The organism is Paenarthrobacter sp. 22069, assembly GCF_052046035.1.
In the GTDB taxonomy this organism is placed as follows: Bacteria; Actinomycetota; Actinomycetes; order Actinomycetales; family Micrococcaceae; genus Arthrobacter.
This window is the reverse complement of the sequence record NZ_JBQEQF010000021.1, coordinates 8,601-30,449: the sequence shown is the minus strand read 5'-3', so window position 1 is coordinate 30,449 and position 21,849 is coordinate 8,601. Positions and strand designations below refer to the sequence as shown.

21 protein-coding genes and 1 pseudogene are annotated in these 21,849 nt (G+C 67.0%); 10 read left to right on the top strand and 12 right to left on the bottom strand.

Annotated elements, in window-relative coordinates:
- Nucleotides 1–9: 9 nt before the first annotated feature.
- The 3 genes from ACTJK0_RS16645 to hisC all read right to left on the bottom strand — a co-directional run bounded on the left by ACTJK0_RS16645 (nt 10) and on the right by hisC (nt 2,527).
- Nucleotides 10–651, bottom strand: coding sequence for an NADPH-dependent F420 reductase (locus ACTJK0_RS16645; RefSeq protein ID WP_440745941.1), 642 nt, complete (start codon nt 649–651; stop codon nt 10–12).
- 83 nt (nt 652–734) lie between these two features.
- Nucleotides 735–1,412: a YitT family protein gene (locus ACTJK0_RS16640; RefSeq protein WP_440745940.1), complete on the bottom strand. Its 678-nt coding sequence runs from the start codon at nt 1,410–1,412 to the stop codon at nt 735–737.
- Nucleotides 1,409–2,527, bottom strand: a complete 1,119-nt coding sequence (hisC, locus tag ACTJK0_RS16635) for a histidinol-phosphate transaminase (RefSeq protein ID WP_440745939.1) — start codon at nt 2,525–2,527, stop codon at nt 1,409–1,411. Before hisC ends, ACTJK0_RS16640 begins: the two co-directional genes overlap by 4 nt.
- An 83-nt stretch (nt 2,528–2,610) precedes the next feature.
- Here hisC and ACTJK0_RS16630 point away from each other — a divergent pair, with 83 nt between their 5' ends.
- The gene (locus ACTJK0_RS16630) at nt 2,611–3,090 is read left to right on the top strand and encodes an Lrp/AsnC family transcriptional regulator (protein WP_110541864.1); all 480 of its coding nucleotides are present in this window, start codon (nt 2,611–2,613) and stop codon (nt 3,088–3,090) included.
- 156 nt (nt 3,091–3,246) lie between these two features.
- Here the strand turns inward: ACTJK0_RS16630 and ACTJK0_RS16625 are convergent, their stop codons facing one another.
- The 3 genes from ACTJK0_RS16625 to ACTJK0_RS16615 all read right to left on the bottom strand — a co-directional run bounded on the left by ACTJK0_RS16625 (nt 3,247) and on the right by ACTJK0_RS16615 (nt 7,383).
- Nucleotides 3,247–4,206: an SRPBCC family protein gene (locus ACTJK0_RS16625; protein WP_110541863.1), complete on the bottom strand. Its 960-nt coding sequence runs from the start codon at nt 4,204–4,206 to the stop codon at nt 3,247–3,249.
- 175 nt (nt 4,207–4,381) lie between these two features.
- On the bottom strand, nt 4,382–7,024 hold the full coding sequence (locus ACTJK0_RS16620; RefSeq protein WP_440745938.1) for an exo-rhamnogalacturonan lyase family protein: 2,643 nt from the start codon (nt 7,022–7,024) through the stop codon (nt 4,382–4,384).
- Between the two features lie 194 nt (nt 7,025–7,218).
- Nucleotides 7,219–7,383, bottom strand: coding sequence for a hypothetical protein (locus ACTJK0_RS16615; RefSeq protein WP_440745937.1), 165 nt, complete (start codon nt 7,381–7,383; stop codon nt 7,219–7,221).
- Between the two features lie 269 nt (nt 7,384–7,652).
- On the opposite strand from ACTJK0_RS16615, the gene ACTJK0_RS16610 reads away from it, so the two are divergent.
- Nucleotides 7,653–8,264, top strand: a complete 612-nt coding sequence (locus tag ACTJK0_RS16610; RefSeq protein ID WP_110541861.1) for an NADPH-dependent FMN reductase — start codon at nt 7,653–7,655, stop codon at nt 8,262–8,264.
- Nucleotides 8,265–8,371: 107 nt separating this feature from the next.
- Here the strand turns inward: ACTJK0_RS16610 and ACTJK0_RS16605 are convergent, their stop codons facing one another.
- Complete coding sequence (locus tag ACTJK0_RS16605) at nt 8,372–8,848, bottom strand: ATP-binding protein (protein WP_110541860.1); 477 nt, start codon at nt 8,846–8,848, stop codon at nt 8,372–8,374.
- A 200-nt stretch (nt 8,849–9,048) separates the two neighbouring features.
- Here ACTJK0_RS16605 and ACTJK0_RS16600 point away from each other — a divergent pair, with 200 nt between their 5' ends.
- Both ACTJK0_RS16600 and ACTJK0_RS16595 read left to right on the top strand, forming a co-directional pair.
- Entirely contained in the window at nt 9,049–9,801 is a 753-nt protein-coding gene (locus ACTJK0_RS16600) for a ZIP family metal transporter (protein WP_440745936.1), read from the top strand.
- 112 nt (nt 9,802–9,913) lie between these two features.
- Nucleotides 9,914–10,555 (top strand): hypothetical protein, encoded by a 642-nt coding sequence (locus tag ACTJK0_RS16595; protein ID WP_440745935.1) that lies wholly within the window; start codon nt 9,914–9,916, stop codon nt 10,553–10,555.
- Nucleotides 10,556–10,654: 99 nt separating this feature from the next.
- On the opposite strand, the pseudogene ACTJK0_RS16590 reads toward ACTJK0_RS16595, so the two are convergent.
- Nucleotides 10,655–11,340 (bottom strand): annotated as a pseudogene (locus tag ACTJK0_RS16590) (ABC transporter ATP-binding protein).
- Nucleotides 11,341–11,368: 28 nt separating this feature from the next.
- Nucleotides 11,369–12,472, bottom strand: coding sequence for an FtsX-like permease family protein (locus ACTJK0_RS16585; protein ID WP_440745934.1), 1,104 nt, complete (start codon nt 12,470–12,472; stop codon nt 11,369–11,371).
- 165 nt (nt 12,473–12,637) lie between these two features.
- Here ACTJK0_RS16585 and ACTJK0_RS16580 point away from each other — a divergent pair, with 165 nt between their 5' ends.
- The 5 genes from ACTJK0_RS16580 to ACTJK0_RS16560 all read left to right on the top strand — a co-directional run bounded on the left by ACTJK0_RS16580 (nt 12,638) and on the right by ACTJK0_RS16560 (nt 18,286).
- Nucleotides 12,638–13,957: a sensor histidine kinase gene (locus ACTJK0_RS16580; protein ID WP_110541856.1), complete on the top strand. Its 1,320-nt coding sequence runs from the start codon at nt 12,638–12,640 to the stop codon at nt 13,955–13,957.
- Nucleotides 13,950–14,609 (top strand): response regulator, encoded by a 660-nt coding sequence (locus ACTJK0_RS16575; RefSeq protein ID WP_440745933.1) that lies wholly within the window; start codon nt 13,950–13,952, stop codon nt 14,607–14,609. The genes ACTJK0_RS16580 and ACTJK0_RS16575 overlap by 8 nt, the downstream gene beginning before the upstream one ends.
- A gap of 80 nt (nt 14,610–14,689) precedes the next feature.
- Nucleotides 14,690–16,303 carry an AMP-binding protein gene (locus tag ACTJK0_RS16570; protein WP_440745932.1) on the top strand — a complete coding sequence of 538 codons (1,614 nt, stop codon included), beginning with the start codon at nt 14,690–14,692 and terminating at the stop codon, nt 16,301–16,303.
- Between the two features lie 96 nt (nt 16,304–16,399).
- Entirely contained in the window at nt 16,400–16,651 is a 252-nt protein-coding gene (locus ACTJK0_RS16565; protein ID WP_440745931.1) for a hypothetical protein, read from the top strand.
- A gap of 396 nt (nt 16,652–17,047) precedes the next feature.
- Entirely contained in the window at nt 17,048–18,286 is a 1,239-nt protein-coding gene (locus tag ACTJK0_RS16560; RefSeq protein WP_440745930.1) for an ATP-binding protein, read from the top strand.
- Between the two features lie 72 nt (nt 18,287–18,358).
- Here the strand turns inward: ACTJK0_RS16560 and katG are convergent, their stop codons facing one another.
- Nucleotides 18,359–20,653 (bottom strand): catalase/peroxidase HPI, encoded by a 2,295-nt coding sequence (gene katG, locus ACTJK0_RS16555; RefSeq protein ID WP_440745929.1) that lies wholly within the window; start codon nt 20,651–20,653, stop codon nt 18,359–18,361.
- Nucleotides 20,654–20,929: 276 nt separating this feature from the next.
- On the opposite strand from katG, the gene ACTJK0_RS16550 reads away from it, so the two are divergent.
- The gene (locus ACTJK0_RS16550) at nt 20,930–21,127 is read left to right on the top strand and encodes a hypothetical protein (protein ID WP_440745928.1); all 198 of its coding nucleotides are present in this window, start codon (nt 20,930–20,932) and stop codon (nt 21,125–21,127) included.
- Nucleotides 21,128–21,135: 8 nt separating this feature from the next.
- Here ACTJK0_RS16550 and ACTJK0_RS16545 read toward each other — a convergent pair whose 3' ends face one another.
- Together ACTJK0_RS16545 and ACTJK0_RS16540 are read right to left on the bottom strand one after the other, a co-directional pair.
- A complete protein-coding gene (locus ACTJK0_RS16545; RefSeq protein WP_440745927.1) occupies nt 21,136–21,456 on the bottom strand; it encodes a DMT family transporter in 321 nt (106 codons plus the stop codon).
- Entirely contained in the window at nt 21,453–21,809 is a 357-nt protein-coding gene (locus ACTJK0_RS16540; RefSeq protein ID WP_440745926.1) for a DMT family transporter, read from the bottom strand. The genes ACTJK0_RS16545 and ACTJK0_RS16540 overlap by 4 nt, the downstream gene beginning before the upstream one ends.
- Nucleotides 21,810–21,849 lie beyond the last annotated feature (40 nt).

Below are 21,849 nucleotides of genomic sequence, written 5' to 3'. Positions count from 1 at the left end.
GGCAGGCGCCTAGATGGTCCTCGGTGCCTTGGCCAGGTTGTCCTTCAGCTCCGCGGCAGTTTGCCGGGCAACGTAGGCCGGGCGGTCCCGCTCCACGCGCCAGCTCTCTGAGAGCAGCCCAACGTTGACGGTGTCAAAACCGAATTCGTCGTACAGGCGGGTGACCAGTTCGGCGGCTTCCGGGTAGTCGCTGGCGGTGGCCAACGCGCGGCGGTTCTCCGTGCCGGCGGGAGTCCCGTCGGTGGTGATGTCCTTGGCCATGATGTGGTTGAAGCCCTTGGCAACCTTTGACTCGGGAAGGTGTTCCTGCAGCAGCCCTGAGGTGGTGGCCAGCCCTTGGTCCAGGGCGGGAACCCGGCCGTCCCGTTCCCAGTAGTAGTTGTTGGTATCGATCACAACCTTGCCGGCCAACGGCTCCACCGGGATGTCCTTATAGTTCTTCAGCGGAACGGTGACCACGGCGAAGTCGCCGGCCGCTGCCGCTTCGGTTGCCGTGGCTGCCCGCGCCTTCGGGCCCAGCTCCGCCACCAGGTCCTGCAGGGTTTCCGGTCCCCGCGAGTTGCTGATGACCACGTCGTATCCCAGCTCCACGGCCTTCCGTGCAACCTGGCTTCCAATATGTCCTGCACCGATGATTCCGATTGTTGTCATATGGGCGGCAACAGCAGTCCCGGTGCAGATATTTCAGCCGGTCCCCGGGAATAAACTGGCTGGTCCGGGCCAACTTGCTGAGCCTACATCCCCAGGTACCGGCCGGGCCGGTGGTTCAGTGCCAGCACCAGGTTCAGGAGGGTGGCGCCGGCCGCGGACAGCAGCACCATCAGCGGCGGTACAAGGGCCAGTGACACGAGCACGATGGCCACGTCCAGCACCATCTGCACATACCCCGCACGCCATCCCAGTTTCTCCTGCAGCAGCAGGGCCATGATGTTGAAGCCGCCCAGGCTCGACTGGTGCCGGAACAGGATCAGGAGCCCGACGCCGGCGAGCAGGTTTCCGCCGAGTACGCCGTAGACGGGGTCGATGTGCAGCGTTCCCAGCGCGGCGGGATGGAGGCTCGCCATCACCGAGACAAGGGCAATCGCGGCCCCGGTGCGGAGCGCAAAGTTCCAGCCTTTTTTCCACACGGCCAGGGCGAAGAACGGCAGGTTGACGGCAAAGAAGATGACCCCGAACGGCAGTGCCACCGAGTAGCTGACGAGCAGCGCCAGCCCGGCGGTGCCGCCGGTGACGGCCCCGCTCGACTTGAGCAGGAACAGCCCCAGCGAGGCCGCGAAGGTGCCGGTCAGAATGCCCAGGACGTCCTCAAGCGCTGAATGACGGACGGCCGACCGCGGCACGGCGGGCGCCGCCGTCGGCCTTTCCCCGTGCGTGGCTGGGACGGCGGCAGGAATTTCTGTGCAGGTACTCACCGGGCCGTACCCGCTTCAGGTACAAAGCGCCCGCGGTCGGCCAGGACGGCAAGGACGCGGTCGTTGGTCGGGGCGTCGGCCAGGGTGATGCGGACTCCGTCCGCCGCGTAGCCGCGGGCCAGGATGTCGGCGCCGGCCAAGGCGTCAAGCAGTTGGGTGCGCAGCGCGTCGGAGGCGCGGATCCAGTAGAAGTTCGCTTGGCTGTCCGGAATGGTCCAGCCGCAGCCACGAAGCGCCCGGATCACGCGGGTGCGCTCCCGGGCCACCTCTTCGGTGCGCTCGAGGACTTCTTCCCCGGCGGCCATCGAGGCGACCGCGGCTGCCTGCGCCATCCTGTTGACGCCGAAGGGAACGGCGGTGCGGCGCAGGCCCTCGGCGATGTCCGGGCGGGCAATGGCGTAACCAACGCGCAGGCCGGCAAGTCCATACGCCTTGGAAAAGGTCCGCAGGATGCAGAGGTTGGGGTAGCGGCGGTAGAAGTCGAGTGAATCAATGCCGGCACCGCGCTGGAATTCGATGTAGGCCTCATCCAGGACCACCAGCACCCGCGGCGGCACCGCATCGAGGAAGCCTTCCAGCGCCTCCTCGCTGATGGACACCCCGGTGGGATTGTTGGGTGAGCAGAGGATCACCAGGCGGGTGCGTTCGGTGATGGCTGCGGCCATGGAGTCCAGGTCGTGGTGTTCAGAGGGGAGCAGCGGCACGGGCACCGAAACGGCTCCGGCCACCGCCACCAGGATGGGGTAGGCCTCGAAGGACCGCCACGCGTACACCACTTCGTCACCGTGGGCGCAGACGGCGGAAATGATCTGCTGCAGCACCCCGGAGCTCCCGGGGCCGGCGGCAACTTCTTCCGGGCTGACGCCGAAGTGGCGGGCGATGGCGGTCCGTGCCTCCACCGCGCCCATGCTGGGGTAGCGGTGGATCCGGTCCGCTTCGGCTGAGATCGCAGTGACCACGGAGGGCAGCGGAGCGAAGTGGCTTTCGTTCGACGCCAGTGCGGCTGTCAGCTCAGACTGTGCGCTCTTGCCGGCCACGTAGGCGGGGAGTTGTGCGACGGCGGCGCGGACCTGGGGTGCCGCGGCTTCGGAAAGGGTGCTGGTCATGGACAGCATCGTGCGGCAGGACAGGACAGCTGCGCAACAGAGCGGCTCCCAGTAGGACAGATCCGGGAGCTGGGACCTCCCACCGTGGCAAAATGCTCAGTATGCACCTCATTGATGCCCTCGACGCGGAGATCCTCCTCACACTCGACCGGGACCCGCAGGCCACCGTCCTGTCCCTCTCCCGGACCCTGGGTGTGGCCCGGAATACCGTTCACGCCCGGCTGCGCCGCCTGGCGGGGGACGGAAGCCTTGCTCCGTTCAGCCAGCGGGTGCGGACCGAAGCCCTGGGCCTGCCGCTCATCGCCTTCATCTCCATCTCCATCAGCCAGAGTGTCAGTGACAAGGCCGTAGCCGCGCTGCAGAACATCCCCGAAATCATCGAGATGCATGCCACCACCGGTGATGCCGACCTGCTGGCAAAAGTGGCCGCGAAGGACCCGGCCGACCTGCACCGGGTCACCAACGCAATGCTGGCGATTGACGGCGTCGTACGTACCAGCACAGCCATGTCACTGGTGGAAGTCATGCCCACCCGCACCCTGCCGCTGCTCCAGGCGGCGGCCCGAAAGTAGGGGGCTTAGGCAACCGACGTCCGGCTGCGGGTGCTGATGCACGCCCCGGCCATGCCGTCGGTCTTCTGCGCAGGCAAGGCCAAGTAATAACCAGGACAGCAAAGCGCCGCCCGCCTCGGGGNAGGCGGGCGGCGCTTTGCTTGGGTGCAGGGCCGCTCAGTGGCCGCCGAGGTTGCCGCCGACGGGCGGCAGTCCGCCGTCGTCCCGGCGGTCGTCCGCACGCCGTTCACCGGCGCTCAGGTTTTCACCCTCGAGAGTGTCGTCTGACTCGCCCGTGGTGTCCACCAGGCCGTTGGTCTGGTCGAACGGGTGCCCGATCCTGCCGTCATCAAGGTCCGCAACGGAACCGGAGGACCCGGCGCCCGACGTCGTGCCCGAGGTCATTCCTGCTGCGTTCATCCCGGTCCCGGCGTCCGCCGAGCCGGCGGTGGAACCGGTGGTGAGGGGCTCCGCGGGAACAACCGGCTCCGCAGGAACCACGGGGGTTGTGTCGGTCACCGTTGTGTCCTTGTCCTTGTTCGCGTTGGCAGCCATCGCCGCCGCTGCGCCCGCGGCCGCCGCGATGCCTACGCCGGCAGCAACCTTGCCGGAGACGCCAGCCTTGCCGGAGTCACCGCGGGAAGCACCCGCATGCTCAACGCCGGGGGTGCCCACGGCAGAGCCGGTGTTAACGGAGCCGCGCCAAGCGCCGCTGGCATATCCTTCGTCCTCGATAAATTCCTTGAACCGCTGCAGGTCAGCCTCGGCCTGCCGGTCCACTACGTTCAATTTGTCCCCCACCTTCTCGACCAGCCCCTCGGGCTCGTATTCCAGGGTCAGCTGAATGGAGGTCTGGCCGCCCCCAACGTCCTCGAACTCCACCGCACCGGCATTCGTGGCACCCTCGGTGGCGGCCCAGGCAACCTTGCGGTCGGGGACCTGCTCAAGGATCCGAGCTTCCCACTGGCGGCGGACCCCGCCGATTTCAGCAACCCACTCCAGCCGGTCATCGCTGAGCTGCGTCACGCTCTTGACGCCGCCCATGAAGTGCGGGAACTCCTCGAACTGGGTCCACTGGTTATAAGCGGTGCTCACCGGTACGTTCACCAGAATGCGTTTTTCGACCTTCGTGCTCATAACGTCTCCTTCGCTTTGCTGCCGGAAGCTGATGCGTCGGCAATAATCATCAGCATGCTTACCAATGTACCTTCTGGTCCGGCAGGATTCCAGAGTCCAACCAAGTAGCGCCAACTGCCGTTCTGGAGGTCCAGAACGGCAGCCCGCGCTTCTTGGTCTGGGTGGGACGGGAGTCCTAGGGAAGATACGGGCCCACCAGTGCCAGGTTCTGGATCACCGCAAGCCCGAACTGCGCGGTGTCGTTGGTGGAAACGGTGGGTGCCTCGTCCACCGGCAGCAGCACCTGGGGCGGTGTGACCTTCCGGAGCGTGAATGCTGATCCGTGGTTGAGGTGTTCGCCGCCTTCGGCGAAGCTCTCCCACGCCCGCGCTGCCAGGGCCTCGTCGCCCAGCCGGGCCGCCGCATACGCCGTGAGCCGGCTGTGGGCCTGGGTGAGGTGGATGCCCTCCAGCGGCTGGCCAACAGCCTCCACCTGCTCCTCCTTCGTGGCAAGGAAGAGGCGGCAGTACTGCAGCCAGGCCCGCTCGAATCCGGGGTCGTCAACCAGGTCCACCAGTTCACTGCAGATCTCCACCAGCCCGAACACGGCGCTGAGGTGCGACACCTGGATCTGCTCCCGCCCGGTGTCGAACCGGCCCCTGTCCAGGTCGTACAACGCCTCGCCGGTGAGGAAGCCGTACTTGAGGGCGCCGATGTCCGCCATGGTGCCCAGCAGCCGGTCCCGGGACCGGGGATTGCCGGTGCGTTCCCAGTCCGTGAGCCACGTGGCCGCGAGTGAGCCCCAGTCCGTGCCGAGGCCTACGCCCAAGGCCCCGCGGTTGGGCCGGTAAGTGGCGGCGTCCGGACGGACCTTGCGGACCGGATCCAGGCCCAGGAAGTTCTGGTCGCTGTCCACCAGTTCGGTGAGCAGGTCCCCGGTGCGCTCGTCCGCCGTGAGGTAGTAGTAGAAGCGGCGGTAGGCAGGGGTGCTGATCCGCAGTTGCTTGGCGCTGCAGCCCCAGTGCTGCACGTTGTGCCGGGAGCCCAGGCCCTTCCACGGCCCAAGATGGTAAACGTCCACCTCGCCTGTATGCCGGGTCATGGCCTCGGCGAAGCGGAAGATGTCCGCACGGCCGGAGCGCAGGTAGGAGTACCAGAGCCACAAATCCGGGGAGAGTTCCGAGTTGTCCCACGCGTAACCGCCCACGTCATAGCGCCACACGTGCCGGTCGAAATCGTACGTGTGCATGACGTCGCCGTAGTTCCAGAACCCGTACCACCGGCGCTGTTCCACCTGGTCCGCGTAGAAGTCGAACAGGAAGTCCAGCCGGTCCTCCAGCCGCGCACGTGCCGGAGTGCTGCGGTCCACGGGATCCCAGTCACCGAAAACGCCCGCGGAATGCAGGTATTCCGGGGTTGCCTGCAGGAGGGCCGGGGCGCAGGCCCAGGCTGCGTCGGCCGCGAGGCTTTCGGTGGAGGGCGTAGCGTCATAGGCGAACAAGGTCAGCTCATGGGTGCGGGCAATTCCGGTGGGGTTGCCGAACCCCGGTTCATAGTCCTCGTACGTGATCTCCAGTCCCTCAAGCTGATCTTCGAAGGTGTCCTGGCCCAGGCCGTCATGGTAGAACCGCAGGTCCATCGGCTGGGCCTCGGGGGAGTACAGCCATGCCGTCAGGGATGCTTCAGCACCCGCGGCGCCCCGGATGTCCAACTGCCCGGGATGGGACTGCCAGAAGTCCTTGATACCCACGCCCAGGCCGCCCCGCGGATCGCTGAGCGAGCAGAAGCCGGCCGACCGTGTGCCGCCGGAGATGCCCACCCAGCCGTGGCCGCGGGCTGTCCGCTTCCGCAGTTCAAAGCCGTCAGCGCTGAGCTGGGTGAGGGTGTAATCTCCCCAGCCGGGGATGAGGTGCAGGCGCTCCGACACCTCCGTATTCCACGTTTCAGGAGCAGGTGTGGCGCGTCCGGCCACCTGTGCTTCCCGCACCTCCGCGCCGGGGTCCCGGCGGAGCCCGGTGAGCCCGCGGACTGCTTCGGCGAGGAAGCCGCCGTCCGTTCCCGCGATCCGGACATGGCGGTTGTGCAGTTCGTCTTCCAGCGGCACCGTGAAGCGCACCCCCAGTCCGGCCAGGAAGTCCCGTTCCGCGTCCCCGTCCCAGATGAAGGAATGCACCATGCGCACGCTGCGGGCATTGGCGTAGAAGTAGAACCGCACCACAAACGGAAGCCAATCCTGCTTCTCGCTTCCCGTGGTGTCCGGCCGGTGGGTCCCTTCCAGCCGCACCACCGCGCGGACGGGCCCGCTTTGTTCCACTGCGACGGCGGTCACTTCGCCGGTGAAGGCCTCCCGGCGCACGCTTTGTGCGCCTTCGGAAAGGCCGTCCTGCAGCAGGCTGACCAGTTGGGCATTCCGGGCCACTTCCCGCCCGTCCCGGGAGAGGCTGCTGAACAAGGTGGCCCCCGCGCGGTTGAGCACCATGGTCAGGGCTCCGGTATCGATGGTGAGGGCGTCGTCACCTTCGGCGACCGTGACCGAGGCAGTGCCCGACGGCGGCCGGCCGGGGGCGGTGGCGGCGTCGCCGTCGGTGGTCACGTGATAGGCGTCCGACGGCGCGTCTGTGGCCGGCAGGGCGATCCCTGCCCACTTCAGGGAGCCGTCCGGCCAGGTGGCCAGGGGCCAGGCCTGGCTGGCGACGCGGGTGCCGGCAGCGTCCTGTACGGCCAGGGCGTCCACGCCGGGCACGGTACCGCGTGGGAACGGCATGCCCCATGTGATTCCGCTGCTGATTCCTGTAGGGGCCTGGCCGTCGATCCACCTGATGAGGGTGTTGTCCGTCATGTCATCCAATTCCGCTGCTGATGAGGCGCTCCGAAGACCCGCATAGGAAGCGGAAAGCGCTTTCTTGATCGAACTACAACGTAATAGACCATCCGCGGGCATGCAAGGGGTTTCGCCAGGCGGGACAGCTGCCAGGACGGAAAAGGGATTAGCGGTAACTGCTCAAAACGGCGCGGGCAGATCGCGGCGGGACGCTACTTACCGGCGGCACCCTGGTTCGCGGCGCCGTCATCGTCCGCACCTTCGGCGGGGTCCTGGGAGTGGACGCGGACATCGGTGGGATCCGCGTCCGGATCACCTTCCGCGGGCGCCTGGTTGTGGACCCGGTCGTCGTCGTCCTTTGCTGGATTGTTGGTCATGGCTGCTCTTTGTTGTTGAAGTGACGGGTTCGTTGAGGCGTGCGGGTTTGATGAAGTGGTGGGCGCTGGTCCGCGGTACCCCTCATTCAGCCCCCAGCACCCGGAGCTGTCAAGGACTTCCCGGCACTCTGGCCGCCGCCGTGCTTCTGTGCTGGACTGGTGGGGCAGTGGGCACCAACCGCCGTTCCCGGCCTCCGCCGCGGGGGTATGGCACCATTCAGCCACAGTCAGCCAGCATGGCCGCGGCCGGCCCTTGGGAAGGATTACTCATGGCACAGTACAAGATCGGGTATTTCGTAGGCAGTCTGGCCAGCGGCTCCATCAACCGGGTCCTGGCCAAAGCCTTGATCAAACTCGCGCCGGAGGAACTGGAATTCTCCGAAATCCCCATCAAGGACCTCCCGCTCTACAGTTACGACTACGACGCCGATTTTCCGCCGGAGGGCCGTGCCCTCAAGGAAGCTATCGAAGCCGCGGACGGGATCCTCTTCGTGTCCCCCGAATACAACCGCTCCATCCCGGGCGCCCTCAAGAACGCCATTGACTGGGGATCCCGCCCCTGGGGCACCAACTCGTTTGCCCGTAAGCCCACCGGCATCATCGGCGCCTCGCCGGGCAGCATCGGGACGGCCGTGATGCAATCCTCCATGCGGGCCGTTTTGAGCTTCCTGGACGCGCCGCAGCTCAACGCCCCGGAGGCGTACGTCAAGTACGACCCCGCCGTTTTCGCTGACGACGGCGAGGTCAAGGACGAATCCACCGCCAAGTTCCTGCGCCACTACATGGACGAGTACGCGGCGTTCGTAGCCAGGGTCCTGGCTGCCAATGCACCCGGCCACATCGGTGACCTGGAGCCGGACAGCGCCAAGCTCTCCCGCTGATTTTCCGGTTCTCCGCCCGGCATACGGATGCCCGCCGTCCCAGCGACGGCGGGCATCCGGGTTCTTGGTCCGCCATGCAGTCCAGCGGTTGGGCCCAGTCCAGCGGTTCAGTCCAGCGGCAGGGTCACTGTCACGCTGGTGCCGCGGCCGGGTGTGGAGCTGATGTCCACGGCCCCGCCGGCTTCCTGCACAGCAACGGCCATCAGGCGCAGCCCGTACCCGTGGTTCCGCCCGCAGCTGGCGAGGCTGCTGTCAAAGCCCGTGCCGTCGTCGGCCACCACAAGGCGGATCCCGTGGTCAACGGCCGCAAGCTGGATGTTCAGGCTGGACGCGGACGAGAACTTGAATGCGTTGCTCAAGGCCTCGCGGGCGGACTGGTACAGGAGGGACGCGCAGTCCGCCGGGATCTCGATGCCCCAGTGCGGAGTATCCCAGTGGACCGCGGTCCCGCGCTGGCGCAGGGGAGCCGTCAACCGGTCGATGCAACCGGCCAGGCCCAGCGTGTGGAAGTCCAGCGGCTGTTTGTCCGTCAGCACGCCCCCCACGGTTGTGACTTCGGTTTCCAACGCTGCTTTGCTTCCCATGACGTCCTGCTCCCCACAAGCTGGTTTGGTCTAATGGCTTCAGCGTGGACCTGGAAGTTCTAGGGATCGCAAGGATTGACTCAAGATCCCATCAATTCTCAGCGCGCTGCCTGACGCGAGCCGTAAACGGGGTTGACCCAGCTGCCGCCCGGCCATCGCCGGCTTTGTTTCATATCCAGCGGGCTGGGGACGGAAGACGTATGCCTACTTGGTTGATGTCACTTGTCTGGGGCACCGGTGCCGGTGCCGCCCTGGTTCTGGGCGCTGTCGTTTCCTGGCGGTGGTCCATTCCGTCCAAAGTCGTCTCCACGATCATGGCCTTCGGAGCCGGCGTGCTGATCTCGGCCCTTGCCTTTGAGCTGGTGGACGAGGCCGTCAAGGGCGGCGGCCTGTGGCCCACTGCCGCAGGGTTCCTCGCCGGTGCCGTGGTGTACGTGGGTGCCAACATGCTCCTGGCCCGGGCCGGAGCCAAGCACCGCAAACGGTCAGGGGACCAGCAGCCCTCCGAAAAGGACGATCCGGGCAGCGGCACGGCCATCGCCGTCGGCGCGCTGCTGGACGGTGTCCCGGAGTCCGTGGTGCTGGGCGTCGGCCTGTTGGCCGGGGGAGCGGTCAGTCCCGCCATGCTGGCGGCGGTCTTTATCTCCAACGTGCCGGAAGGGCTCTCCGGAACGGCCGGCATGAAGAAGGCAGGCCGGAGCAGCGGCTACGTGTTCGGGCTGTGGGGCGGCATTGCGGTCCTCAGCGGGCTGGCCGCACTGCTGGGGTACGTGGCGCTGGAGAATGCACCCGACGAGCTGGTGGCATTCATAACCGCCGTCGCCGCCGGCGGCATCCTGGCGATGCTGGCTGACACCATGATCCCGGAGGCCTTCGAGGAGCACCACAGCCTGACCGGGCTGACCGCGTCCGTGGGGTTCCTGACGGCCTTCAGCGTGCACCACATGGGGTGACGGAGCGGAGGACCCCTGCAGCCGGTGCCGCACTGACACGGTGCCAAAGACCACGCACCGTGCCCGCTGCATGTAGCGTGCAGGGAGATCAATAGCCTGAGGGGGCAGAGCTTTGAATTTCACCTATTACGGGCAGCGGCCGCCGCAACCGTTGACGTTGTTCTGGAAGCTCGTCATCACGTTCGCCGCCATCGTTGGCGTTTCCACATGCGCGGTCCTCGGGCTCATTTACGTGCACTTCTTCGTGGGAACCCCGGCGACTGTGGACGTGCTGGAGCGGCAGTTGACCAAGCAGGATGCCATCCCCGCCATCCAGGATGAGGAAGGCGACGCGAAAATCGGCGAGGCCCGCTTCCTGGCCTCGTACGAGGACATCTCCTACTACGCGGCGCCCGGCATGATTTCGGGGGTGGCGTGCCTGGTGGGAAAGTCGCCCTGGGACGACTACTGGTCCTACTGGGAAGCGTGCAGCGAGATCCGTGATGGCCGGGACGTCCTGGTGCAAGTGCAGGACCCCGACTCCAGGGGGATTATGTTCGTTCCCGACCAGTTCGACCATAGCCCGCTGGAACGGGAGGGCTGGGTCACCCTGCACCGCAACCTGCTGATCCTGCCCCTGTCTGACACGCCGCAGCCGGACGGCCCCCCGCAACCTGCCGGGCCGCCGCAGCCGGCTGGGCCGCCTCAACCGGGGGAACGGGTGACCAGCAACGCCCTGGAGTTGGAGACACGGGTCCAGGAAACGTTGGAGTAAACCGGGCACGCGCCAAGCAGACTGCCGCCGGCCTCAAGGGGCCCTGCTCCCGGTCCTTGCTAAAGGTGGACGCCACTGCGCCCCAGGGAAGCATCTGCCCTACACGAGCACGGGCGCCGTGAGCCTGCCATCCCGCATGGTGGCCACCGCATCCGTCAGCGGCACGAACTCCGTGTCATGGGTGACCATCACCGTTGCCACCGAAAATTCCGTGGTCACCTGGCGCAGCAGGCCGATGATCGAGGCGCTCCGCTCGTGGTCCAGCGCGGCCGTCGGCTCATCCACCAGCAGCACCTTGGGGCTGCCCATGAGCGCCCGGGCAATGTTCACCCGCTGCCGCTGCCCGCCGGAGAGCTGGTGCGGCAGCTTCCCGNCCCCACGACGTCCAGCAAGGCAGCTGCCTTGGCCCGGGCCGCCCGGACCGGCCGGCCGCGCAGGTGGTCGCCGATGATGAGCTGTTCGACGGCGGTGAGCGAGGGGAGCAGGTTGGGCTGCTGGAAGATGATGCCCACCTTGCTCCGGCGCAGGGCGGTGAGCTCCCTGTCCCTGAGGCCGGTGGTGTCGGTCCCGTCAATGATGACCTTCCCGCGGGTGGGGCGGACCAGGGTGGCTGCGGCAGCCAGGAGGCTGGACTTGCCCGAGCCGGAGGGTCCCACGAGCGAGACCAGCTGCCCGGCGTGCGCGGTGAGGCTGACCGCGTCCAGGGCGGTGGTGGTTCCACTGCCGTCGGGATATTCGAGGGTGACATCGAGCATTGACAGGGGAGCGGGTATGGAGGAAGGCATGGGTTTTCCTTTCGGGAAGCGGGAGGGTCTAGTTGCCGCCGAGGGCCAGCAGCGGATCGACTGTGGTGGCGCGCCGGACGGCGAGGGCGGCGCCGGCCAGGCCCAGGGCGACGATCCCGACGACGGGCACCACCGTGGTGCCTGGGCCCAGCAGGAAGGGGGCAGCCTTGGCTGCGAGTGATCCGGCGGCGACGCCCGCGGCTCCACCTACGCCCGCACCTGCCACCAGGACGATCGCGGCCTGGGCCATCGCGTCCCGGAGGATGTAGGAACCGGGAGCGCCCATGGCCTTCAGGACTGCGATATCGCGGGTCCGCTGGATGGTCCAGACGGTCAGGAACGCCACGATCACCAGGGCCGAGATCCCGTACAGGAACGCCTGCATCAGGGTCAGGGAGCCGTTCTCGCTCTTAAAGGAGCCCAGCGCCTGGAAGGAACCGGTGCGGGACTGGCTGACGGTGGCCGCCGCAGCATCCGCCGCGGCCTCGTCCACCGCCGCCCCGCCGGCGTAGGTGACGGCGACCACGGTGGCCAACTGCCCGCCGTCGGACATGTGCGCCGTCTTGGCCCACGCCGGGAGCGCCGTCCACACCACGCTGGTGTGCGCGTACCACTGGTCCGGCACCACGGCGGCAACGGAGAGGTCAACACCGCCCAGGGAAACCGTGTCCCCCTGGCCAACGGACAGTGCCTCCGCGATCGAACTGCCCATTACGGCTGTGCCGGCGGTGATTCCTGCCGGCGCCAGCGAACTCCCCGGAGTGACGCCGAAAACAGCTACGTTCGCCGTGGCCGAACCGCTGGCCGTTTGCGCCCGGGTCTGGGTGATGCCGAGCGGCTCGGCGGACCGGACCCCGGGCTGGTTCCGCCAGAGGTCAACCTGGGCTGCGCTCACGGAGCTGTCCGTGTAGGACGCTTTGGGTTCGGCTTGCCCCGGCGCCCCGAAAGCGATGGTGTCCACCGGCCGGGCGGAGGACGCGCCCAGCTTGTCGATGGCCGAGGTGGATTGCTCTGCGAGCCCAGCCGTCAGGCCGGACAGCATGACCAACAGCAGGGTGATCAGGGCTACGACGCCGCCCATCATGGCGAACCGGCCTTTGGCGAAGCGGATGTCGCGGATTGCCAGGAACACGTTGTTTCTTCTCTCATCAGGGTGGATTCTTCTGTCCTTCCACTCTTCCGGCGGCAGCCCCGGGCGGCATCGCGGGGACGGTTGATCCGCCGTCATGGAATGGTTGAACCCGGAGTCAACCTTTCGGTTGATCCCGCTCAGGCTTCCGCGGCATAAGCTGATGAAATGCCTGCCACGCCCCTGCTCCCATCACACGCGGAGTCTGCCGGCATCCCGGCGAAGGGGCCCCTGAATGCCCTGGAAAATGCGTCATCCACGGCCATCCTCCGGGTCCTGCGAGTCACCCTCCACACGGGTTTTGCGGTGCTGCTGGCCGTGGCCCTGGTCCGGGTGTTCGTGGCCGGAGGTTCGCTGCGCTGGCTGTGGGCGGCCGCCGGCGTGGTCCTTGCCGCTGTTTACCTGGCCGGGACGGTCCTCGAAAAGCGGCATGCCGAGGCCAGGGCCGGGTTCAACCCGCGCCGCTATGGCCTGCTGTGGCTGGGGCTCGTTACAGCTTTGTGGGCGTTCCTGCTTGCCGGCAGTGCCGACTTTGCCTGGCTGGCCTTCCCGATCTTCTTCCTGCACCTTCATCTGCTGCCCCGCCGCGCCGCACTGCCGGCGATCACGCTGATGACCCTGGCGGTGATTGCCTCCCAGTGGGCTGCGAGCGGCGCCCCGGTCCCACATGCTGCCGCCGTCGTCGGGCCAGTGCTGGGGGCTGTCTTCTCCGTGATCACCGGCCTTGCCTACGCCGCCCTGTACCGGGAAGCCGAGAACCAGCGGCGAGCGGCGGACGAGTTGCGCCGCACCCGGGAGGAACTGGCCAGGTCGCAGCATGAAGCGGGCATGCTGGCGGAGCGCGAGCGGCTGGCCCGGGAAATCCACGACACCCTGGCGCAGGGCCTGTCCAGCATCGTGCTCCTTGGACGGGCAGCCGGGCAGTCACTGGATGAGGGTGATGCCGCCACGGCTTCGGCCCGCCTGGCATTGGTGCAGCAAACCGCGGCGGACAACCTTGCCGAGGCGCGCAGCTTCGTCCGCGGCCTGGCGTCGCCGCAGCTGGAGGGGGCCACGCTGGTTGAAGCCCTGCAGCGGCTGTGCGGCCGGACTGAGACTGACGCCGCGGCGTCGGGAGTGGCACTGCGCTGCCGGCTGGAAGTGGACGGTGAGCCGCGGGAACTGCCCCAGCCCGTGCGCGTGACCCTGCTGCGGGCGGCACAGGCAAGCCTCGCCAACGTCCGCGAACACGCGCGGGCCGCGACCGCCGTCGTCAGCCTGGCCTTCCTGGGCAACGAGGTGACCATGGACATTTACGACGACGGCACGGGCTTTGACCCGATGGCTGCGGCAGCTGCCGCGAACGCCGCCGACGGCAGCGGGTTCGGGCTGCGCTCGCTGGCGGAACGCGTCACGGCCCTGGACGGGTCGGTGGCCGTGGAGTCAGCACCGGGTGAAGGCACGGTGGTGGGCATCCGGCTTCCGCTGGAGGGCGGAAGCGATGGGTGAGGTGCGCGTCCTGCTGGTGGACGACCACCCTGTGGTCCGCGCCGGGCTCAGGGCCGTGCTTACCGGCGTCGAAGGGATTTCAATCGCCGCGGAAGCCGCCGACGGAAGGGCCGCGCTGCATGAGCTGGCGCGGCTGACCGCGCTGGGTGAGGCACCGGATGTTGTGCTCATGGACCTGCAGATGGGGGAGGGGATGGACGGCGTCTCGGCCACCGCTGAAATCCGGAAGCTCCTGGGCGCGCCGCCGGTGCTCATCCTCACCACGTATGACACCGACGCAGATATCCTCGCCGCGGTGGAGGCGGGGGCCGGCGGCTACATGCTGAAGGACGCGCCGCCCGAACAGCTGCGCCAGGCGGTCCTGCAGGCGGCGGCGGGCGGCACGGTCCTGGCGCCCCGGGCAGCGGCGCTGCTGATGGACCGGATCAGCAACCCCGGCACCTCGCTCACTCCGCGGGAGGTGCAGCTGCTGGAACTGCTGGCCACCGGCCTGTCCAACCGCGCAATCGCCAAGCAGGTCTTCATCTCGGAGGCCACGGTCAAGACGCACCTGGTGCACATCTACGGCAAGCTCGGCGTGGACAACCGGACCGCCGCCATCGCCGTGGCCACCCAACGGCGGATCATCCGGCCGGCGGGTGCCAAGGGCTGACTTTCGCTGGAGCGCGGCAGCGGTACCGTGCAGTAGGTTTATTCCACTGCCCCGAGGCCACGTTGTTCAAAGGAGAATGCATGTCCCGTCCGGTTCCAGCCGTTGATGCCCTTCTTGCCACCTACGGTGCGGCCGACGCGTGCGCGGCGGACCTGCTGTGTGACAACCACGATCCCGACGCCGTTGCCTTCACTGTGGTGGCAGCCGACCTCTCCTCAGAGGACATCACCTACGGCGGGCTCCGGGAGCGATCGGAACGGGGAGCCGCCGCCCTGGCGGAGCTGGGCATCGGGCCCGGAGACGCCGTCGCCACCCTGATGGGGAAATCCGCAGACCTTGTAGTCATGCTCCTGGCCATTTGGCGGCGCGGGGCCGTCCATGTGCCGCTGTTCACGGCCTTTGCGTGGCCGGCCATCGAGCTTCGCCTCACGGCCTCCGGTGCCAAGGCTGTGATCACCGACGCCGACCAGCGGGTGAAGATCCAGGAAACCGGAGCCGTCGTCGTGGTTGCCGGTGCAGAAGCCGCCCGGCCGGACCTGGCCCTTGCGCCGCTGCTGGCCAGGCAGCAGCCGGGGATCGCTTCCGAAGCCGTAGGCGGTGACGGCGCCCTGGTACTGATCTTCACGTCCGGAACCACCGGCGCCCCCAAGGGTGTGCCGGTGCCGGTCCGGGCGCTGGCCGCCTTCCGCCAGTACGTGGAACTGGGCTTGGACGTCAGTGAAGAGGACGTCTTCTGGAACGCCGCAGACCCAGGCTGGGCATACGGCCTGTACTACGGCATCCTCGGACCCATGGCGGCGGGACGGCGGAACCTCCTGCTGCGCCCAGGGTTCTCACCCGAACTCAGCTTCAAGGTGCTGGAGGCATTCTCCGTCACCAACTTCGCCGCTGCTCCCACCGTCTACCGCACCATGCGCGCGAAAACCGACGCCGGAACCGGACCCTTCCAGCTTCGACGCGCGTCATCGGCCGGCGAACCGCTGACGCCGGAGGTGATCAGCTGGGCGCGGGAAGTGCTGGGCGTTCCGGTGCGGGACCACTACGGGCAGACTGAACACGGGATGATGATCATCAACGCCTGGCATGACGACGTCAGGACGGAACTGAGGCCGGGTTCCATGGGCCGGCCCCTGCCGGGGTGGAGCTGCGCGGTCCTTAAGGACAACGCCGACGAGCCTGCCGCCCCGGGGGAACTGGGCCGTGTTGCCGTCAACGTGGCAGGCAGTCCGATGATGTGGTTCAGGGGGTACCAGGACGCGCCGGAGAAGACCGCCGAACGCTTCAGCGCGGACGCGCAGTGGTACCTGACCGGCGACGCGGGCATGGTGGATGATGACGGCTTCTACTTCTTTTCCTCCCGCGATGACGACGTGATCATCATGGCCGGCTACAGGATTGGGCCGTTCGAAGTGGAGAGCGTCCTGTCCACCCATCCGGCCGTGCTGGAGAGTGCCGTGGTGGGCGCCCCCGACGAACTGCGCGGAGAGGTCCTCGAGGCCTATGTTGTCCTGGCGGACGGGACCACCGGCAGCGACGCTTTGGTGGCCGAACTCCAGGCGATGGTCAAGACGCAGTTTGCGGCCCACGCCTATCCGCGCCGCATTCACTTTGTAAAGGACCTGCCAAAGACGCCCTCGGGGAAGCTGCAGCGCTACATCCTGAGGCAGCAGCGGGCGGCGGAACCCGGGAGGTAGCAGGACTGATTCTTGCCTGAAAAATCCAACGCCTTGTCTGGAGCCTTTTCTGCCGGGGCCTGTTAGCTTGGAGGCCCAGCCAATGAAGGAGGAGCGATGTCCATCAATTCACCTGACTCACTGCCCGAAGAAGATCCGCAGGACGCGGCCGCCAAGCCCGGGACCGGCGCCGGCAAGGGCAAAGCCGACGGCGGGATCCCCGGAGGCAAGGACGGCGTCGGCAAGGGCAAAGCCGACGGCGGGATCCCCGGAGGCAAGGACGGCGTCGGCATCTCCGACGGTGCTGAGCCGAACACCTTTGAACCCGAGGAGGACCCGGACGCTGCGGCAGGCGCAGCGGACGACTGAACGCTCCGGCGTACCTGGGCCACTGCTCAAGGTTCGCTCAAGATTGCCCCAAGCCCGTGGTTTTGGACGTTCTGCCTGGCTACCGGCCGGTAATTTTAAAGCGCTTCCAGTCAGTTCCCCGGCAGGAAGCATTGGAAGCCCCTGCGCTGGAGCTTGACTCGCGCGGGGGCTTCCCCCCACGTCAGGGCTGTCTCACCGGGCGCAAGGGCCACGGGCTGGAAGTGCTCGACCACCGGAAATGGCTTATAGAAGTGGTGCAGCAGCGCCCGGTGATCACCGCCCCATTTTCGCAGGTCAACCTTGAACCCGGCATGCCGGTCACCGGATTCCGTTGATGCCGTGGCAGGGCCTGTACGATCTCCGGGGGACCCTTTGCGGTCGGAAAGGGGACGGGAATTGGCCGGCATTCATTTCACGGGGACGGCTCTCAGGGACGCAGCGGACCGTGACGAAGTACTGCAGGAATATGGCCTGCCGTCCTCCACCGCAGAGGCACACCGCCACCCCGCTGTGGAACTCTCCCTTGAACCCCTCCAGAACCTGGTAGAGCTGGCCGCCAAGCTCTGCGGTGTCCCTTTCGGCGTCATCAACGTGGTCACATCGGATGAGCAACGCCAAGTGGCAGCCGTCGGTTTCGAAGCCGCCGTGTGCGCCCGGGAAGACTCCATGTGTGCACAGGTCTTCCTCTCGGGGAAGACAACCGTTGTACCCGACGCTTCCCTGGACCCCCGGGTTGTATCGAATCCTTTCGTGACCGGGGAGATCGCTGCTGTTCGGTTTTACGCCTCAGTGCCGCTGGAGACGTCGTCGGGGTTCGTGCTCGGATCGCTGTGCGTCTTCTCCAATACAACTGGCATGCCGGACCAGGACCAGCTGGACATGCTGGAGATCCTGGCCCGCCAGGCAGTGCAGCTCCTGGAACTCCAGCGGCGCACCCTCCAGCTGAACACAGCCCTGGAGGAAGTCCGGGAAAGCAACGCAAAGCTGGCAGAGTTCGCGGGCCGCGTCAGCCATGACCTGCGTGGACCCCTGACCACCATGCTGGGCTACGTGGAGCTGGCCGGGGACGAGGTGGACGGCGACCATCCCGCGGCCGAGTACCTCCAGTTCGTTGGCTCCAGCGGACATAGGATGCTTCGAATGCTCGAGGATGTCCTGACCTATTCACGGATGGGCGGAGGCATCCAGCGCCGGCACACGTCACTCCACGCTGTGGCATCGGAGGTGGCCAGGGACCTGGGCCTGTCGTTCGGCCCCGGCTCTGTCCTGGACAGCGAGGACATGACGCTCCATGTGGACCGCGGCCAGCTGCGCACCCTGCTGCAAAACCTGGTGGCCAATGCGGTGAACTACCAAAGTCCTGAGCGGGACCTGGCGGTGCGGATCAGCGGCATCTCGAATTATCACGGATCCACCGTCGTGGTGGCCGACAACGGCAAGGGGATAGCGCCGGAGGACCGGCAGCGCGTTTTGGAGCCACTGGTCCGGCTGCACCGGGAGGGTGACGGGCAGGGCTCGGGGCTGGGCCTGGCCATTTGCCGCCGGATCGCTGAAGCGCACGGAGGCGAGCTGAGCCTCAAGGAGAGTCCAGGCGGAGGAACCACGGCCGTGATCAGTTTCCCCGCCGGCACGTAAGCGAACCTTCGGAAGAACAGGGACGGGGCCGGCTNGCAGCCGGCCCCGTCCCTGTTCAGTCCATGGGTGGGGTCAGTCCAGGTCGAACCGGTCCAGCTCCATGACCTTAGTCCAGGCGGCCACGAAGTCGTTGACGAACTTCTCCTTGGCATCGTCGCTGGCGTAGACCTCGGCGAGGGCCCGCAGCTGCGAGTTGGAGCCGAAGACCAGGTCCACCGGCGTGGCCGTCCACTTCAGTTCGCCGGTGGCAACGTCGGTGATTTCGTAGACGTTCTCCCCGGACTCTGACGCCTTCCACTTGGTGCCGGGCGAGAGCAGGTTGACGAAGAAGTCGTTCGTCAGGACCTGCGGCTTGTCCGTCAGGACGCCGTGGCTGGAACCCCCCACGTTGGTCCCCAGGGCGCGCATGCCGCCCACCAGCGCCGTCATTTCCGGAGCAGTAAGGTCCAGCATGTACGCCTTGTCCAGCAGCAGCGTTTCCGGCTGCAGCTTCTGCCCGGGGCGCAGGTAGTTCCGGAACCCGTCCGCCCGCGGCTGCAGGTACTGGAAGGACTCGACGTCGGTCTGGTCCTGTGAAGCGTCCGTGCGGCCGGCGCGGAACGGCACGGTGATGGGGAACCCGGCGTCGGCTGCTGCCTTTTCGACGGCGGCCGCTCCGCCCAGGACGATCAGGTCTGCCAGCGAGACCTTCTTGCCGCCGGTCTGGGCTGAGTTGAACTCCTCCTGCACCTTTTCGAGGACCGGAAGAACGGTTGCCAGCTGCTCCGGTTCGGAGGCTTCCCAGCTGCGCTGCGGTTCCAGCCGGATCCGGGCACCGTTGGCGCCGCCGCGCCGGTCCGTCTTGCGGTAGGTGGCGGCGGAGGCCCAGGCTGTGCCTGCCAGCTGCGGAATGGTCAGACCGGAATCCAGCAGTTTGGCCTTCAGGGAGGCGATGTCCTGGTCGTCGATCAGTTCATGGTCGACGGCGGGAACGGGATCCTGCCACAGCTGTGCTTCCGGAACCCAGGGGCCCAGCATGTGGGGTCCCACGGGTCCCATGTCACGGTGCAGCAGCTTGTACCAGGCTTTGCCGAATGCCAGGGCGAACTCGTCCGGGTTCTTCAGGAAGCGGCGCCCGATCTCCTCGTAGACGGGGTCGAAGCGCAGCGACAGGTCCGTGGTGAGCATCGTGGGGCGGTGCTTCTTGTTGGGGTCGTGGGCATCCGGGATGATCTCCGGGGCGTCCTTGGCGACCCACTGGTGCGCGCCGCCGGGGCTCTTGACCAGTTCCCACTCGTACTCGAACAGGATCTCCAGGAAGCGGTTGCTCCACTGGGTGGGCTTGTCCGTCCAGGTGACCTCGAGGCCGGAGGTGATGGTGTCGGCGCCCTTGCCGGAACCGTAGTTGCTGAGCCAGCCCAGGCCCTGCGCCTCCAGGTCTGCGCCTTCCGGCTCGGGGCCCACGTGTGCATCGGCGGGGCCGGCGCCGTGGGTCTTGCCGAACGTGTGGCCACCGGCGATCAGGGCGAAGGTCTCTTCATCGTTCATCGCCATCCGCTTGAACGTTTCGCGGATGAAAGCGGCTGCCGCCACCGGGTCCGGGTTGCCCATTGGACCTTCGGGGTTGACGTAGATCAGGCCCATTTCGGTGGAACCGACGTCCTCGGCCATCTGGCCCTCGCCGATGTAGCGCTCGTCGCCCAGCCAGGCGTCCTCGGGGCCCCAGAAGATCTCTTCAGGCTCCCACACGTCCTCGCGTCCGAAGGCGAAGCCGAACGTTTCGAATCCCATGGACTCCAGGGCCACGTTGCCCGCCAGGACCAGGAGGTCAGCCCAGGAGACTTTCTGGCCGTACTTCTGCTTGACCGGCCACAGCAGCCGCCGGGCCTTGTCCAGGTTGGCGTTGTCCGGCCAGCTGTTCAGCGGCGCGAACCGCTGGCCGCCGTCGCCCGCTCCGCCGCGGCCGTCATGGACGCGGTAGGTGCCGGCCGCGTGCCAGCTCATGCGGATCATCAGGCCGCCGTAGTGGCCGAAGTCCGCCGGCCACCAGTCCTGGGAGGTGGTCAGGACGTCGGTGATGTCGCGCTTGAGGGCCTCGACGTCGAGCTTCTGGAATTCCTCGCGGTAGCTGAAGGAGGGGTTCAGGGGGTTGCTCGCACGGCCGTGTGCATGCAGCACGGAAAGGTCCAGCTGGTTGGGCCACCAGTCCTGGAGGGTCCGGGGCCGGTGCCCCTTCGGCTGCGGCGAATCAATCGCCGGGTTTTCACTTTCGCTGCCCTGGGCTGTGGCGCTGCCGTGGGCCACCGGGCACCCGCCCTCAGCCTTCTGGTCCAGGCCCTGCGCGCTGCCCGGCGTCGGGACCGGGGGATGGTCTTGGGGTTCGGTCATGTGCTTATTCCTTCCGTTGAGCCGAGGCCGCGGTTGGACTCGGGCAGCCGGTGCAACCCTCCTATTTGAACATGGACGCGGGGGCGGTGGAGACCCCTCCTTCGACGCCGGTTTCCGTCGCTTGAGTTAGCGGTTCGTAACAGTTGGTCAACCGGTTGTGGGACTTCCGCCGCCTTATTTCATAATCGAAAGTGCGGATCCCGGGGGCAGATCCGCGCGCCAACCATCCCGTCCCACCCTTGCGTGGCGACCTTCAAAGTTTCAGGAAACAACTTCATGGACGGTTCAAGCCTTGTCGCCCTCTTCCTCGCACGGAGCGACGATACTGCCACCAGCGCCCTGCCGCGCGCGCCGAAGAAGGTCCGGGCAAAGAAGCCCGGCCTATCCCGGCGGGAAGCCCTCCGGGGCCGGCTGGCAAGTGCCCTGCACCGCCTTGCCTGGGCAATTGAACCTGACGCGAACGGCACGTACTAAGCGCACTTTTAGTGCGTTGAGCCCAATTCGATCAGCAGGACGCCGCCGATAATGAGGCCGAGTCCCAGCATCATGACGGCCGTGATGGTCTCCTTGAAGAAGATACGGCTGGCTACGGCAGTCAGCGCCACGCCTGCTGCTGCCCAAATGCCGTAGGCAACGCCGAGGGCCATCCCTTGGTCGAGCGTCAGCGTCAGAAGCGTGAAGGCGACGACGTAGCCGACCGCGACCGGTACGTACCAGCGCCGCTTTCCGCCGGAGGCCACGCGCAGGAACAGGGTGGCGGTCACCTCCGTCAGGATCGCACCCGCCAGCAACAGCCACATCATGGGCTGACCATTTCCTTCGCCGGCTCCTCGGTGGGCACCTTGTGTGAGCCGAGTTCAACGCACAGGACCCCACCGATCACCATGGCGACGCCGACCATCATCAGTGGAGTCAGTGCCTCGCCGAAAATGAGGGCCGCCAGCAGCACGGTGAGGGTCACGCCCAGGGCGGCCCAGACACCGTAGGCAACGCCAAGGCCCAGTCCTTTGCGGAGGACTGCGGCGAGGAAAGCGAAGGAGGCGGCGTACCCGAGGACAACCACGGCGAAGAGGGCAGGATTATCGAGGGCGGCCTTCAATGAGAGGGACGCCGTCACCTCACTCAGAATCGCCCCGGCGAGAAAAATCCACTTCATCCATCAGTCCTTGCAAAGTTGTGGCGGGGCTGCCGCTGCT